This is a genomic window from Mesorhizobium sp. USDA 4775 (assembly GCF_054062655.1).
The window spans coordinates 3,547,997-3,563,068 of sequence record NZ_JBSSFM010000001.1 but is presented as its reverse complement, the minus strand read 5'-3'; the positions used below and the strand labels follow the sequence as shown (position 1 = coordinate 3,563,068).

Annotated in this window: 14 protein-coding genes; 5 read left to right on the top strand and 9 right to left on the bottom strand. The window is 62.2% G+C overall.

Annotated elements, in window-relative coordinates:
• Positions 1-113: 113 nt before the first annotated feature.
• From rbsK to ACVILI_RS17285, 3 genes are read right to left on the bottom strand one after another with little or no spacing between them, the layout of a single operon-like run.
• Positions 114-1,043: a ribokinase gene (gene rbsK, locus ACVILI_RS17295; protein WP_038646350.1), complete on the bottom strand. Its 930-nt coding sequence runs from the start codon at positions 1,041-1,043 to the stop codon at positions 114-116.
• 4 nt (positions 1,044-1,047) lie between these two features.
• Positions 1,048-1,500 (bottom strand): RbsD/FucU family protein, encoded by a 453-nt coding sequence (locus ACVILI_RS17290; protein WP_019857679.1) that lies wholly within the window; start codon positions 1,498-1,500, stop codon positions 1,048-1,050.
• A gap of 26 nt (positions 1,501-1,526) precedes the next feature.
• The gene (locus tag ACVILI_RS17285) at positions 1,527-2,582 is read right to left on the bottom strand and encodes an ABC transporter ATP-binding protein (RefSeq protein ID WP_019857678.1); all 1,056 of its coding nucleotides are present in this window, start codon (positions 2,580-2,582) and stop codon (positions 1,527-1,529) included.
• Positions 2,583-2,866: 284 nt separating this feature from the next.
• On the opposite strand from ACVILI_RS17285, the gene ACVILI_RS17280 reads away from it, so the two are divergent.
• The 4 genes from ACVILI_RS17280 (at position 2,867) to ACVILI_RS17265 (ending at position 6,981) form a co-directional block, all read left to right on the top strand.
• Positions 2,867-4,534: an ABC transporter substrate-binding protein gene (locus tag ACVILI_RS17280; RefSeq protein ID WP_019857677.1), complete on the top strand. Its 1,668-nt coding sequence runs from the start codon at positions 2,867-2,869 to the stop codon at positions 4,532-4,534.
• Positions 4,535-4,622: 88 nt separating this feature from the next.
• Complete coding sequence (locus tag ACVILI_RS17275; RefSeq protein WP_019857676.1) at positions 4,623-5,753, top strand: carbohydrate ABC transporter permease; 1,131 nt, start codon at positions 4,623-4,625, stop codon at positions 5,751-5,753.
• Positions 5,754-5,764: 11 nt separating this feature from the next.
• The gene (locus tag ACVILI_RS17270; RefSeq protein ID WP_019857675.1) at positions 5,765-6,682 is read left to right on the top strand and encodes a carbohydrate ABC transporter permease; all 918 of its coding nucleotides are present in this window, start codon (positions 5,765-5,767) and stop codon (positions 6,680-6,682) included.
• A complete protein-coding gene (locus ACVILI_RS17265; protein ID WP_038646346.1) occupies positions 6,679-6,981 on the top strand; it encodes a hypothetical protein in 303 nt (100 codons plus the stop codon). The genes ACVILI_RS17270 and ACVILI_RS17265 overlap by 4 nt, the downstream gene beginning before the upstream one ends.
• An 8-nt stretch (positions 6,982-6,989) precedes the next feature.
• Here the strand turns inward: ACVILI_RS17265 and ACVILI_RS17260 are convergent, their stop codons facing one another.
• Together ACVILI_RS17260 and ACVILI_RS17255 are read right to left on the bottom strand one after the other, a co-directional pair.
• Positions 6,990-7,733: a creatininase family protein gene (locus ACVILI_RS17260; protein WP_038646343.1), complete on the bottom strand. Its 744-nt coding sequence runs from the start codon at positions 7,731-7,733 to the stop codon at positions 6,990-6,992.
• 3 nt (positions 7,734-7,736) lie between these two features.
• The gene (locus ACVILI_RS17255) at positions 7,737-8,303 is read right to left on the bottom strand and encodes an SIS domain-containing protein (protein ID WP_038646340.1); all 567 of its coding nucleotides are present in this window, start codon (positions 8,301-8,303) and stop codon (positions 7,737-7,739) included.
• A 165-nt stretch (positions 8,304-8,468) separates the two neighbouring features.
• Between ACVILI_RS17255 and ACVILI_RS17250 the strand changes: the two genes are divergently transcribed.
• The gene (locus ACVILI_RS17250) at positions 8,469-9,491 is read left to right on the top strand and encodes an aldo/keto reductase (protein ID WP_038646337.1); all 1,023 of its coding nucleotides are present in this window, start codon (positions 8,469-8,471) and stop codon (positions 9,489-9,491) included.
• 115 nt (positions 9,492-9,606) lie between these two features.
• Here ACVILI_RS17250 and ACVILI_RS17245 read toward each other — a convergent pair whose 3' ends face one another.
• The 4 genes from ACVILI_RS17245 to clpP form a co-directional block, all read right to left on the bottom strand.
• Positions 9,607-9,879, bottom strand: coding sequence for an HU family DNA-binding protein (locus ACVILI_RS17245; RefSeq protein ID WP_006201846.1), 273 nt, complete (start codon positions 9,877-9,879; stop codon positions 9,607-9,609).
• 197 nt (positions 9,880-10,076) lie between these two features.
• Complete coding sequence (gene lon / locus ACVILI_RS17240) at positions 10,077-12,488, bottom strand: endopeptidase La (protein ID WP_027046751.1); 2,412 nt, start codon at positions 12,486-12,488, stop codon at positions 10,077-10,079.
• Between the two features lie 273 nt (positions 12,489-12,761).
• Positions 12,762-14,036 (bottom strand): ATP-dependent Clp protease ATP-binding subunit ClpX, encoded by a 1,275-nt coding sequence (gene clpX, locus ACVILI_RS17235; RefSeq protein ID WP_010915651.1) that lies wholly within the window; start codon positions 14,034-14,036, stop codon positions 12,762-12,764.
• 295 nt (positions 14,037-14,331) lie between these two features.
• Complete coding sequence (gene clpP / locus ACVILI_RS17230) at positions 14,332-14,961, bottom strand: ATP-dependent Clp endopeptidase proteolytic subunit ClpP (RefSeq protein WP_010915650.1); 630 nt, start codon at positions 14,959-14,961, stop codon at positions 14,332-14,334.
• Between the last annotated feature and the right edge of the window lie 111 nt (positions 14,962-15,072).

Genomic DNA, 15,072 nt, shown 5'->3' with positions numbered 1-15,072 from the left:
ACTCTGTTTTGGCGCAATTCCATTGGCGCAATTTCAAGGGGAAAGCGCTACGCACTTTTCATGGGATTGCGCTGGATTGGAACAGCCTGATGGCCCGGCTGCCCCCGCGTGCCTCAACCCTTCGCCAGCAGCGCCTCGACCTCTTGCAGCGTCGGCATCGACGGCGCGGTGCCGGGTCGCGTCACCGAGATGCCGGCGACGGCGCAGGCGAAGCGCACCGCCTGCAGCGGCTCCACGCCTCGCGACAGCGCCGCCGCGAAGCCGCCGTTGAAGGCGTCGCCCGCGCCGGTGGTTTCGACAACCGGCCCGGCGCTGATGGCTGCGACATGCTCGGAGCGTCCCTTCGAGTGCAGGAGCGCGCCCTTGTCGCCGAGTGTGACGATGACGGTCCCGACGCCCTTTTCGAGCAGCTTGCCGGCGGCGACCCGCGCCTCATCGACCGACGAGACCTTCAGTCCGGCCAATTCCTCCGTCTCGGTCTCGTTTGGCGTCAGGTAGTCGCAGAGCGTGTAGATACGGTCGGGAAGCTTTGCCGCAGGGGCAGGGTTGAGGATGGTTGTCACCCCTGCCCCGCGCGCGATCTCCAGCGCCCGCATCGCGGCATCGATCGGCTGTTCGAGCTGGGTGACGAAGACGCCGGCGCCACGAATCAGTGCGGCATTGGCCTCGATATCGGCCGCCGAGATCAGCATGGCCGCACCCGGACTGACGATGATGGCGTTGTTGCCGCTGCCCTCCTCGACGAAGATGTAGGCGGCGCCCGTGTAGCTGTCCGGCGTGTCGATGACGGCGCTTCTCACGCCGGCATCCTGCCAGGTCCGCTTGGCCATGTCGGCGAAGGCGTCGACGCCAAGGCGGGTCAGGAAGGTGGTGTCGGCGCCGAGCTTGCCGGCGGCCACCGCCTGGTTCGACCCCTTGCCACCCGGGCCCAGCTTGAACGAATTGCCGAGGATCGTCTCGCCCATGCGCGGCTGGCGATCGGCGCGATAGGCGGTATCGGCGACGAAGACGCCCAATATGACGACAGGCTTTCCGGCTGCCATATCCCTACTCCGCATCCGGCGGTACGACGCCCTTGCGGAAGGCAAAGCAGCCGTAGAAACGGCGTTCGCCGGTCTGGATGACGCAATAGGCCTGCTTGGCGCGCTCGTAGAAGGCGTAGCGCTCGACCGGCAGCATCGGCCAGGACTTGCCTTCAGCCGCGTCGATTTCCTTTTGCACTTCCTTCTGCACGGGTGGGATCTCGTCCGGCTTGCCGACGATTTCCATGCGCGCGGCCGCGTCGTCGACGAACGTATCCAGCGGATAAAGCGACAGCACTGCCTTGACCACCTCGGCGGCCGGCGCATCGATGCGCAGCAGCCGGCCGAGCGCCGTCTGACGCGCCACCGAATCGGAGGGGAAGTTGGTGTCGGCGATGATCAGGTCATCGCCATGGCCCATCGCCCGCAATGCCTGGAGCACGTCGGCATTGAGCAGCGGATTGATGCCTTTGAGCATGATAGTCCTCGTGATGTCCGTTGAAATCAGAGACGCTTGCCGGTCTCGGCATCGAAAAGATGAATGTGGTCGAGCCTGGGCTTCAGGGTCAGCGTGTCGCCGGGCTTGAAGTCGTGGCGCTCGCGAAACAGCGCCACCATCTCGCGGTCGCCAAAGCGCAGGAACACAAGCGTTTCCGAGCCGGTCGGTTCGACCACCGAAATCTTCGCCGGTACGCCATCGGGATGGATTTCCAGATGCTCCGGGCGCACGCCATAGACGACGGCCTGCCCGTCCTGCGCGGCATTGTCGGCAATCGGGAACAATGTGCCTGATATGTCGACGCCGGGCTTGTCGCCCTTTCGCACAACGCCCTTGAGCAGGTTCATCGACGGCGAGCCGATGAAGCCGGCGACGAAGAGATTGGCCGGCCGGTCGAACAGCTCCAGCGGCGCACCGACCTGCTCGATGCGGCCATCGCGCATGACGACGATCTTGTCGGCCATTGTCATGGCCTCGATCTGGTCGTGGGTGACGTAGATCGTGGTGGTCTTCAGTCGCTGGTGCAGTTCCTTGATCTCGGTGCGCATCTGCACGCGCAGCTTAGCGTCGAGGTTGGACAGCGGCTCGTCGAACAGAAACACCTGTGGATTGCGCACGATGGCGCGGCCCATCGCGACGCGCTGGCGCTGGCCGCCGGAGAGCTGCCGGGGATAGCGCTTCAGATAGGGGTTGAGGTCGAGGATATCGGCGGCGCGCTTGACCCGCTCGGCGACCACGGCCGGATCGGTTTTCCGCAATTTGAGGGCAAAGGCCATGTTCTGCTCGACCGTCTTGTGCGGGTAGAGCGCGTAGTTCTGGAACACCATGGCAATGTCGCGTTTTGCCGGCGGCAAATGGTTGACGACGCGGTCGCCGATGGCGATCGTGCCGCCGGAAACGGTCTCCAGCCCGGCCACCATCCTGAGCAGCGTGGACTTGCCGCAACCCGAGGGGCCGACCAGCACCACGAACTGTCCGTCAGCGATGTCGACGCTGACTTCGTGCAGAACCTTGACGGTTCCAAACGCCTTGGCCACCTTGCTGATTGCGACTTGAGCCATCTCTCCCCCATCGGCTCCAACTGGCCGTAGGCGCAGAAGCTAACCAACGCGCCCTGTCAGGGCAAGTCGGTCTCTTATAGATAAAAACCGTTCTCGTTGACACGGCGTTTGGTTGCGAGAATAGTGGCGGGTGCTGGTCCAAATGTCGGCACCGATCCGCAGGGAATTTCAATCGACGCAGGGTGGGGTCCTGCCTAATTCGTATCCGAGCCGGTAGCACAGTTGTGCTTCAGCGTCCGACAGGTGGCCACATCCATTCACACTGATTCTGGGAGGAATAGTCGATGAGAACAGGTCTTTACGATAGGCTGGTCCGGGCCGGCGCCACGCGGCGCGACGTCTTGAAGGGTGCGGCCAGCATGGCCGCGATCGCGGCGGCATCCGGCGCCGGGCTTGGCGCCTTGACGCGCCCCGCTGCCGCCGCAAGCGAACTGCGCTCGAAGATCCTGCAGATTCCCGGCGTTGGCAAAGGTCAGCCGACCGATGCCGATTTCCAGAAGGTCGGCGAACTCTGCCTCGAGGCCACCAAGGCCAATGTCAAGGAAGGCGAATTCGCCGGCGTCGAGCTGACCTTCATGGGCCTCAACAACCAGAACCTGCACAATGTGCTGTTCCGCGGCTTCCTGAAGCCGTGGGAGGCCTATACCGGCGCCAAGATCAGCTGGATCGACCTGGCGCAGGCCGACTACAATGCCCGCCTTCAGCAATCGATCGCCACCGGCACCGTCGACTTCGACATCATCGAGATGGGCGCGCCCTTCGAAGGCGATGTCTGCGGCAAGGGCCTGACCTCGGAGATGCCCGACTGGGTCAAGAAGCAGATCGATTTCGACGACCTGGTCAACTACCTGAAGCCGCCGGTCGGCACCTGGGACGGCAAGCAGTATCGCGTCACCATCGACGGCGACACGCACAATTTCAACTACCGCACCGACGTGTTCGCCGATGCCGACCTCGCCAAGCAGTGGAAGGATGGCGGCGGTGAAGGCGAATGGGGCGTGCCGAAGACCTGGCAGCAGGTGCAGGCCGTCACCAAGTTCCTCAAGGGCAAGAAATTCAAGGGCCAGGACGTTTACGGCTATCTCGACGCGCCCAAGCCATGGGGCGGTTTCGGCTTCTACTTCCTGGGCAGCCGCGCCACCGCCTACGCCAAGCATCCCGACGACAAGGCCTGGCTGTTCGACGCCGACACGATGAAGCCGCGCATCAACAATCCGGCCTGGGTGCGCGCCATCCAGGACGTGATCGACGCGCTGCCGTCGGAACCGGCGGACCAGATCAACGCCGACCCGAACACCACCGGGTTCCAGCAGTTCCTGGCCGGCACCGGTTCGATGATCCCCTGGTGGGGCGACATCGGCTCCAACGTCAAGACCAACGATTCCTCGGTCATCGGCGATGTCACCGGCTTCTCGATCCTGCCGGGTTCGGACGATGTCTACAATTCCAAGACCGGCAAATGGGAGAAGCTCGCCAGCGGGCCGAACTATTCGCCGAACTGCGCCTATCTCGGCTGGGGCGTCTATGTCATGGCTCGCGTCGACAAGGACGAGAAGAAGAAAAAGGCGGCATGGTCCGCCGCCGCTCATCTCGGCGGCAAGGACCTGTCGATCTGGACGGCGATGTATCCGTCCGGCTTCCAGCCCTACCGCAATTCGCATTTCGACATTCCGGAATGGGTGGCGGCCGGCTACGACGAGGCCTTCATCACCTCGTATCTGAAGTCGGAAGGCGACAGCTACAACCATCCGAACGCGGCGATCGAGCCACGCATCCCCGGCATCTTCCAGTATTATTCCGCCGCCGAGGACATTCTGGCCAACACCTTCGCCGGCAAGATGAAGGCACAGGAAGGCGCCGATGCCATCGCCGCCGCCTGGGAAAAGCTCACCGACCAGATCGGCCGCGAAAAGCAGATCAAGCTCTACAAGGCCTCGCTCGGCCTGGTCTGATCGTAGCGTGAACCAGGGTCCGGCGACGAAAGCCGCCGGACCCTGTCTTGACCGGCATCGCCGGTCGCGAAGTGCCTTCTGCAACTGGATGAGACGCGTGGCTGACCAGATTTTGCCCACCAATGATTGGCCGGCAAACGCCGTCCCATCCGACCTGATACCGCCAGGCCGCAAACGCTTGGGCTGGGCGGTGATGGCCGCCGCAACGCTCGGCCTGCTGGCAACGATCCTCGTCCAGATCCTCTACAAGAGCGAAGTCGACACGATCGGCTTCGAGACATGGCGTCCGGTGGTCTATGCCTATGTGCTGTGGGGCGTGGCACTCGGCATCGGCCAAGTGCTGACGCGCGGCGAGGACGGCCAGCGCGCGCTGTTCCTGCTGCCGGCGCTGCTGTTCACCATTGCCATGGTGATCTTCCCGACGCTGTTCGGCTTCTACATCGCACTCACCGACTGGAACCTCTCCTCCTTCAGCGGCCGCAGGTTCAACGGGCTCGACAATTTCTGGCAGATGCTGGGCGATCCCTACTATCGCAACGCGCTGTTCAACATGGTGCTCTACGTGCTCGCCGTGCTGGTCGAATATGTCATCGCCTTCGGGCTGGCGCTGCTGCTCAACGCGCAGATCCGGGCGCGCAAATTCTTCCGCGTCGTCTTCCTGATGCCGCTGATGCTGTCCCCGGTCGCGGTGTCATGGATGATCGGCAAATCGCTGATGGAGTACCGGTTCGGACCGGCGGCAACACTGGCGCGCCATCTCGGCTGGGACAATCCCGCCTTCTTTTCCGATCCCATCATCGCCCGCATATCGATCATGATACTAGATGCCTGGACCTTCATCCCGTTCATGATGATCATGCTGCTCGCCGGCCTGCAGGCGATGTCGCGCGAGGTGCTGGAGGCCGCGCGCGTCGACGGCGCGACCACCTGGCAGACCTTCTGGCAGGTCACTTTCCCGCTGATGTTGCCGGTTTCGGTGACGGCGGTGATCCTGCGCATCATCTTCAAGCTGAAGCTGGCCGACATCATCATCACGGTGACCTCGGGCGGCCCCGGCGGCGCCACCGATTCCGTCTCCAGCTTCATCTACCGCGAATACCGCGACCGCTCCAATGTCGGCTACGGCACCATGCTGGCGATGGCCTATCTGGTCATCATCGTCGTGTTCGTGACCTGGCTGTTGAAGCTTGCCAACCGCTTCGTGCGCAACGTCAATTGAGTGGCCGGATCATGAGCGTTCAGACCACCGAATACACCGTCTCCGAAATCCGCTCTCCGGCGAGCTTCATCACCAGCCGCGTCTTCATCTATGGCGCGCTGGTGTTCTGGGCCTTGATCTGCCTGTTCCCGATCTACTGGACGATAACGACCTCGTTCAAATCGGCGGTCGACGTCACCCAAGGCCATCTGATCCCCTTCGTCGACTTCCAGCCGGACTGGAAAGGCTGGCGCTCGCTCGGCCTGTCGCCGGATTCGATCTTCCAGACGTCCACGGTGCGCGATGAGTTCTTCAAGCGCTTCATGAACTCGGTCATCACCTCGGTCGGCGCGTCGAGCCTCGCCATCGTCATCGGCAGCCTCGCCGCCTACGGCCTCACGCGCTACCGCTACAAGTTCGCCTGGTTCAAGAACGAGGACATCTCCTTCTTCTTCCTGTCGCAGCTGATCCTGCCGCCCGTGGTGCTCGCTCTGCCCTTCCTGGTGCTCTACCGCGAAGTCGGCCTGCTCGACACGCGCATCGGGCTGATCCTGCTCTACACGCTGATGGTGCTGCCGATCGTCATCTGGATCATGCGCGACCAGTTCAACTCCATCCCGGTCGAGCTGGAAGAAGCAGCGCTCGTCGACGGCCTGTCGATCTGGGGGGCGTTCTTCCGCATCGTCATGCCGATCGCGCTGCCGGGCATGGTCGCCGCCTTCATCCTGGCAATGGTGCTGTGCTGGAACGAATATTTCTTCGCTGCCCTTCTGACCTCGACCGATGCCAAGACCATCCCGGTCATGGTGGCGAGCCAGACCGGCTCGCAAGGCATCAACTGGTGGTCGATGGCAGCCCTTGCCACCGCCGCGATCGCGCCGCTGGCGGTCATCGGCATCGCGCTGGAACGCTATCTCATCATGGGCATGACGGCGGGAGCCGTGAAGTGACGAACCAATACTGGTTCGCACGCAACATCCGTGTCGGCTACAAGGGCTACGACCGCTACGGCAAGGGCGTCATGCCGATCGCCTGGCAAGGTCGAGCCGTCATCGCCGGCTTCGTGCTGGCCATGCTGTGCGGCGGCCTGGTCATGGCCCTGGAGGGATTCTACGCCAACCACCTCGGGCTTGGCATAGCCCTCTATGTCGGCCTGGCGATAGCCGGCGCCGGGACGTTCATCTGGACCGTTGCCACCAAGAGCGATCCGGGGACAGGTCGATTGCCGATTACCGGGCGGAGCGGCTGAAAAAACCTTTAGGCCTTCAGGATAGCGCGCAGGTGATCCATGATCATGGCGACGCCCTTGTCCCCAAGCTCAGCCGACGCATCCTTGGCGCTCGCCGTATACCAGCCGGTATTGTCGGCGAAGCGGGCGGCATCGACAACCTCCGGGCATAGCGCCAGCATCAGTGATGTCTCGCCGATGCCGGCATGGTCGAACGGATATTTGCCGTTCATGGCGGCCGGCATCAGCGGATGCACCTGCACCCAGTTGAAGAAATTTTCACCGGCGGCATGTCCGGCATAATAGTCGGCCATGTCCTTTGAGCCCCACCACCCCTCGCCGCGCTGCTTCTCGAGGAAACGGAAGATCGCCTGGCGGCCGGCGGTCTTGAAGGCGAGATCCGTCGGCATGCCGGCGGCGAAATTCTCGGTCTGGTGGTGGATGATGGCGTGGATGTTGCGGAAACCGATGCGCAACAGGCTGTAGAACAATTCCTCGCCGAACGGCGCCAGCTGATTGCCGCCGACCTGGACCGAGCCAGTGCCTTCCGGCGGCGCCACCGCGTAGCTCGCCGCACCGTAGTAGAAGGGCGGCAGGATGACGACATCCCTCTCCTTCTCGAACAGTCCCAGCGTCTTGATGACGGCCAGCGTGTCCATGCCGACTGCCATGTGCTCGCCATGGTATTCGAGCACGCCGAGCGGCAGGGCGACCGGCCAATTCTCGGCGATCGCCTTGCGGATCTGGTGCGGCAGCATCAGTTCATAGCGCATGATCTATTCCATATTGGTGTGGCGGGCACGCATGGCTTCGGGCGACGCGCCGGTCAGGGATTTGAGCTTCAGCACCATCACCTCGAACAGCAGGAACAGCGCCCCTTCGAACAGCGAGCCCATCGGCAGGACCGAAGTCTTTTGCGGCCCCTGATCATTGGCCATGGTCTGGGCCGGAATGAGCAGCGTGGCATCGGCCAACCCCGCCGCGCTGCCGCCGGACTGGGCGGTGAGCAGCAGATTGGTCGCGCCGGCATCGCGCGCGACACGCATCAAGGTCAGCACCGTCGAGGTTTCTCCCGGCCCGGAACTGGCCAGGAAGACGTCGCCAGGCCCCAGTGGCGGCGTGGTCATGTCGCCAACCACCGCGACCGGCAGACCGAGATGGTAGAGCCGCATGGCGAAACCCTTGACCTGCAAGGCCTCGCGGCCGCAGCCATAGACGACGATCTGCCTCGCTTCGGCCAGAATCTTGCAGGCGACGTCGATCTGGCTGTCATCCACGCGCGCCAGCACGTCGCCGAGTTCGTCGAGCGCGGTCTTGAACAGATTTTCGTTCCGGTCGCTCACGACAAACCCACCCTCGAAATCCTCCTCGGATTTTTCACGAACAGCTTGATTTCATTCATGCTAGCAACCGCGAAAATGCGTGTCCAACGCCGCGCAGCGCTTTTGCCTGATCACAGGCATGATAGTGTCATGTCAGACAAATCAACCCCGGGAAAACTGCAAGACATGAAGACACGGCATTTCGACCGCATCGGCAATGGCGGCCTCACCTTTACGGAGCTCGGCTTCGGCACGGCACCGCTCGGCAATCTCTACCGCGCCGTTTCGGACGAGGATGCCAAGGCCACGCTCGACGCCGCCTGGGAGACCGGCTGCCGCTACTACGACACCGCGCCGCTCTACGGGCTTGGCCTGTCTGAAACACGCCTCAACCCCTTCCTGCGCGGCAAGAAGCGCGACGACTATGTGCTGTCGAGCAAGGTCGGCCGCCTCATGCGCGCCTGCCCGCCGGAGCAGCGCACCGGCATCGGCAAGTTCTTCGACACGCCATCACGCCAGGAGGTCTACGACTACAGCTATGACGGCGTCATGCGTTCGTTCGAGGCCTCGCTCGAGCGGCTTGGCGTCGACAGGATCGACATACTGTTCGTGCACGATGTCGACATCTTCACCCATGGCAGCAAGGAGGCGTCCGACCGGCGCATCGAAGAATTCATGCGCTCGGGCTACTATGGACTGCTGTCGCTGCGCGACCAGGGCGCGATCAAGGCGTTCGGCGGCGGCATCAACGAATGGCAGGTTGCCCAGACATTGGCCGAGCGCGGCGATTTCGACCTGTTCCTGCTTGCCGGGCGCTACACGCTGCTGGAACAGGAGGCGCTGACGTCCTTCCTGCCGCTCTGCCAGAAGCGCGGCATCGGTATCGTCCTTGGCGGCCCCTACAATTCCGGCATCCTGGCGACAGGACCCAAGCCCGGCGCCTATTACAACTATTCCGAGGCGCCGAAGGACATTCTCGGGCGGGTCGCCGGCATCGAGGCTGTCTGCAAACGCCATGGCGTCAGGCTGATCGAGGCGGCGCTGCAGTTTCCGCTGCTGCATTCCTCTGTCGTCTCGGTGATCCCAGGCGGCCAGCGGCCGAGCGAAGTGGAAGGCAACCGGGCACTGCTCGACGCGAAACTGCCGGCTGCGCTGTGGGCCGACCTCAAGAAGGAGGGCTTGATGCGCGACGACGCGCCGACCGCATAGGAGCGTTGCCGCCCCCAATTCGGGCCAAAAAATGAAAAGCCGGGTACCGGCGTCGGGCACAAAAAATGAAAAGCCGGGCAAGCCCGGCTTTTCTGTCTCTGAAAAGAAAAAACGCTTAGTTGACTGCGTCCTTCAGGCCTTTGCCGGCCGAGAACTTCGGCACGGTGCGTGCCGGGATCTTCACTTCGGCGCCGGTCTGCGGGTTGCGGCCGGTCGAGGCCGCACGCTTTGACACGGTGAAATTGCCAAAGCCGACAAGCCGGACATCGCCGCCCTTCTTCAGTTCGCCGGTGATGACGGAAAACACCGCATCGACCGCCGACTGCGCGTCACCCTTCGAAATGCTCGCGGCGTCGGCGACAGCGGACACCAGTTCGTTCTTGTTCATAAAAATTCCCTTCCATGAGAACACCGGAACTAACGACTCATCCGGCAGGAAACGGACTTTAGAAAGAAGCGCTGCCGCAACCAAGTCGAAAAGCCCGGAAAAAGTGGAAAAAAGCCCGGAAATCCGGGGTTTTTCACATGAAAAAGCCGGGCGCGAGGCCCGGCTTTCCGTTTGTGCACTGCAACCTTAGAAAGAATCTAATGTGCAAGCGACTTTCCAGCGTCATCGGCACTGTCGGTCGTGGCCGGCGGATTGACCGGTTCGACCCATTCGATCGGCTCCGGCATACGCACCAGCGCATGGCGCAACACCTCACCGACGCGCGAGACCGGAATGATCTCCATGCCGTTCTTCACATTGTCCGGAATCTCCGCCAGATCCTTGGCGTTGTCTTCCGGGATCAGCACCTTCTTGATGCCGCCGCGCAGCGCGGCGAGCAGTTTCTCCTTGAGGCCGCCGATCGGCAAGATGCGGCCGCGAAGCGTTATCTCGCCAGTCATCGCCACATCGGCCCGGACCGGAATGCCCGTCAGCACCGACACAATGGCTGTCGCCATGGCAGCACCAGCGGACGGACCATCCTTCGGCGTGGCGCCTTCCGGCAAGTGCACGTGGATGTCGCGCTTGTCGAACAGCGGAGGCTCGATGCCGAAATCGAGGGCTCTTGAGCGGACATAGGAGGCCGCCGCCGAGATCGATTCCTTCATCACATCGCGCAGATTGCCGGTCACCGTCATGCGGCCCTTGCCGGGCATCATGACGCCTTCGACCGTCAGCAGTTCACCGCCGACTTCCGTCCAGGCAAGACCGGTGACGACACCGACCTGATCGTCAGCCTCGACCTGACCGAAACGATAGCGCTGGACACCAAGGTAATCGGCGAGGTTCGCCGCCGTGATGCTCACCGTCTTCTTCTTCGTCTTCAGGATCTCGGTCACGGCCTTGCGCCCGAGCTTCATCAGCTCGCGCTCCAGGCTTCTGACACCCGCTTCACGGGTGTAGGTCTGGATGATGGCACGGATCGCATCCTCGCCGACGGAGAATTCCTTCGGCTGCAGCGCGTGATCGCGGATCACCTTCGGCATCAGGTGCCGCTTGGCGATTTCGATCTTCTCGTCCTCGGTGTAGCCGGCGATACGGATGATCTCCATGCGGTCCATCAAGGGCGCAGGGATGTTCAGCGTATTGGCCGTCGTCACGAACATCACGCTCGACAGGTCGTATTCGACCTCGAGGTAATGGTCCATGAACGTCGAGTTCTGCTCGGGATCGAGCACCTCGAGCAGCGCCGACGACGGATCGCCACGGAAGTCCTGGCCCATCTTGTCGATCTCGTCGAGCAGGAAGAGCGGGTTGGACTTCTTCGCCTTCTTCATCGACTGGATGACCTTGCCGGGCATCGAACCGATATAGGTGCGCCGATGGCCACGGATTTCGGCTTCGTCACGCACGCCGCCGAGCGCCATGCGGATGAATTCGCGGCCGGTCGCCTTGGCGATCGACTTGCCAAGCGAAGTCTTGCCGACGCCGGGAGGGCCGACAAGGCACAGGATCGGCCCCTTCAGCTTCTTCTGGCGGCTCTGGACGGCCAGATACTCGACGATGCGGTCCTTGACCTTGTCGAGGCCGAAGTGATCGGTGTCGAGCACGTTCTGGGCGTAGGCCAGGTCCTGCTTGACCTTGGAGTTCTTGCCCCACGGGATCGACAGCAGCCAATCGAGGTAGTTGCGCACGACGGTCGATTCCGCCGACATCGGCGACATCGTCCTCAGCTTCTTCAACTCGGCTTCCGCCTTTTCGCGGGCTTCCTTGGAGAGCTTGGTCTTCTTGATGCGCGCCTCGATCTCGGCGGCCTCATCGCGGCCGTCCTCGCCCTCGCCGAGCTCCTTCTGGATCGCCTTCATCTGCTCGTTGAGGTAGTACTCGCGCTGCGTCTTCTCCATCTGGCGCTTGACGCGCGAGCGGATGCGCTTCTCCACCTGCAGGACGGAGATTTCGGCTTCCATGAAGCCCATCGCCTTTTCCAGCCGCTCCTTGACCGAGAGCGTGGCCAGCATTTCCTGCTTTTCAGGGATCTTGATGGCGAGATGCGAGGCAACCGTATCGGCGAGCTTGGAATAGTCGTCGATCTGGCTGGCGGCACCCACCACTTCAGGCGAGATCTTCTTGTTCAGCTTGACGTAGTTCTCGAAGTCGGTGACGACCGAGCGGGCCAGCGCCTCAACCTCGACCTCCTCCTCTTCCGGCTCGACCAACGCGGTGGCGCGGGCCTCGTGGAAATCGGGACGGTCGGTGAACGAAACGATCTTGGCACGCGAAGCGCCCTCGACCAGGACCTTGACGGTGCCGTCGGGCAGCTTCAGCAATTGCAGCACATTGGCGAGCGTGCCGATGTCGAATATGGCATCGGGCTCGGGATCGTCATCGGCAGCATTCATCTGGGTGGCAAGCAGGATCTGCTTCTCCTGACCCATCACCTCTTCCAGCGCCTTGATCGACTTTTCGCGCCCGACAAAGAGCGGAACGATCATGTGCGGGAACACCACGATGTCGCGCAGTGGGAGAACTGCGAAGACGCCGTCGCTGGGAGCCTTGGATATTTTGGCCATTGTCCAACCTTTCATGTCGCGGTCGCCATCAGGCCAACCGCGAATCTTATATTAACGACCGGGGATCGTTCCGCCTACCACCGTTTGTGACGGGAGTTTTACAGCACAGAAATCGGGCACCTCGGCCTTCTCGTGTTAGGTGGATGCAAGCAGGGCAAAGATCAAGAGTTAACATCGCCTGCAATCCACTCCATCGCCGAGGTCGCGTGCTCTACACAGCAAAACGGCGCCGCGACGGCGCCGTTCCACAAAAATATGCGGTGAAGTGCCATTTCAGGCACTGACGTTGCCCTTCTTTTCCTTCTGTTCGGAATAGATGTAGAGCGGCCGGGCGCTGCCGGTCACCACTTCTTCCGAAATCACCACTTCGCGCACGCCTTCGAGCGCCGGCAGTTCGAACATGGTGTCGAGCAGGATCGCTTCCATGATCGAGCGCAGGCCGCGCGCGCCGGTCTTGCGCTCGATGGCGCGCTTGGCGATAGCCGACAGGGCGTTCTCGTGGAAGGTCAGGTCGACATTTTCCATCTCGAACAGCCGCTGGTACTGCTTGACCAGCGCGTTCTTCGGCTCGGTCAGGATCTGGATCAGCGCCGGTTCGTCGAGGTCCTCCAGCGTCGCCAGGACAGGCAGACGGCCGACGAACTCCGGAATGAGGCCGAACTTCAGGAGGTCCTCGGGCTCGACCTGGCGGAAGATGTCACCGGTGCGGCGGTCCTCCGGCGAGGCGACCGTGGCGCCGAAACCGATCGAGGTCTTGCGGCCGCGATCCGAGATGATCTTGTCCAGGCCGGCAAAGGCGCCGCCGCAGATGAACAGGATGTTGGCGGTGTCGACCTGCAGGAATTCCTGCTGCGGATGCTTCCTGCCGCCCTGCGGCGGCACGGAAGCGACAGTGCCTTCCATGATCTTCAGCAGCGCCTGCTGCACGCCCTCGCCGGACACGTCGCGGGTGATCGAGGGATTGTCGGACTTGCGCGAAATCTTGTCGATCTCGTCGATGTAGACGATGCCGCGCTGGGCGCGCTCGACATTGTAGTCGGCCGACTGCAGGAGCTTCAGGATGATGTTCTCGACGTCCTCGCCGACATAACCGGCTTCGGTCAGCGTCGTGGCGTCGGCCATGGTGAAGGGCACGTCGATGATGCGGGCCAGCGTCTGCGCGAGCAGCGTCTTGCCGCAACCGGTCGGGCCGATCAGCAAGATGTTGGACTTGGCCAACTCGACATCGTTGTTCTTGCCGGCATGCGCGAGACGCTTGTAGTGGTTGTGGACGGCCACCGACAGCACGCGCTTGGCGTAGGGCTGGCCGATGACATAGTCGTCGAGAACCTTGAGGATCTCCTGCGGTGTCGGCACGCCCTCGCGCGACTTCACCATCGAGGTCTTGTTCTCCTCGCGGATGATATCCATGCAGAGTTCGACGCATTCGTCGCAGATGAAGACCGTCGGACCGGCGATCAGCTTGCGCACCTCATGCTGGCTTTTGCCGCAAAACGAGCAATAAAGCGTGTTCTTCGAGTCACCGCTGTTGTTGCCGACCTTGCTCATTTCCCTGTCCTTTCATCGCCGCCCGCCGATGGTCTGGCTGAAAGGGCGCATACTCTATTTATCGCGGGAATCCGCCGCCGCCAGTGTCCCGGCTCCCGCAACGTATTCCGTACGAAACACAAATCAGAAAACGTGGCAATGATTCGCAGCAACCCCACACAAAGCTAAGCCGTCGAAAATCAACATAGCCTTAACGTAGGCAATCCCGACCGTCGAGGGAACAGCCAATTGTGGCCGAAATGCCGCAAGACGCGCCAAAAGCGCGTGATGGTGTCATCCAACTGCCACCAAGCCCTTATGCCACGGCGCTCTCAGCCGGCTCGCGCGACGAAATGACCTTGTCGATGAGGCCGAAATCCTTGGCTTCGTCGGCGGTCATGAAATGGTCGCGGTCGAGCGTGCGTTCGATCTCCTCGTAGCTCTTGCCGGTGTGCTTGACATAGACCTCGTTGAGACGGCGCTTCAGCTTGACGATATCCATGGCGTGGCGCTCGATGTCGGAGGCCTGGCCCTGGAAGCCGCCGGACGGCTGGTGAACCATGATGCGGGCGTTCGGCGTGGCGAAACGCATGTCCTTGTGGCCGGCGGTCAGAAGCAGCGAGCCCATCGAGGCCGCCTGGCCGATGCAGAGCGTCGATACAGCCGGCTTGATGAACTGCATGGTGTCGTAGATCGCCATGCCCGAAGTGACCACGCCGCCCGGCGAATTGATGTAGAGGTTGATTTCCTTCTTCGGATTCTCGGCTTCCAGGAAAAGAAGCTGCGCGCAGACCAGCGTCGCCATGCCGTCCTCGACCGGACCGGTGATGAAAATGATGCGCTCCTTGAGGAGGCGCGAGAAGATGTCGTAGGCCCGCTCGCCGCGATTGGTCTGTTCGACCACCATCGGAACGAGGTTCATGTAGGTTTCGACGGGGTTTTTCATCGGTTATCTCTTATCTCGCGGTGGGATTCCGGCGCCGGGAATGCTGGCAGATCGGGCAGAATCGGTTCTGGATCGTTGTTCCGTAGATAGGATGCCGGCTCATCCTTGTGC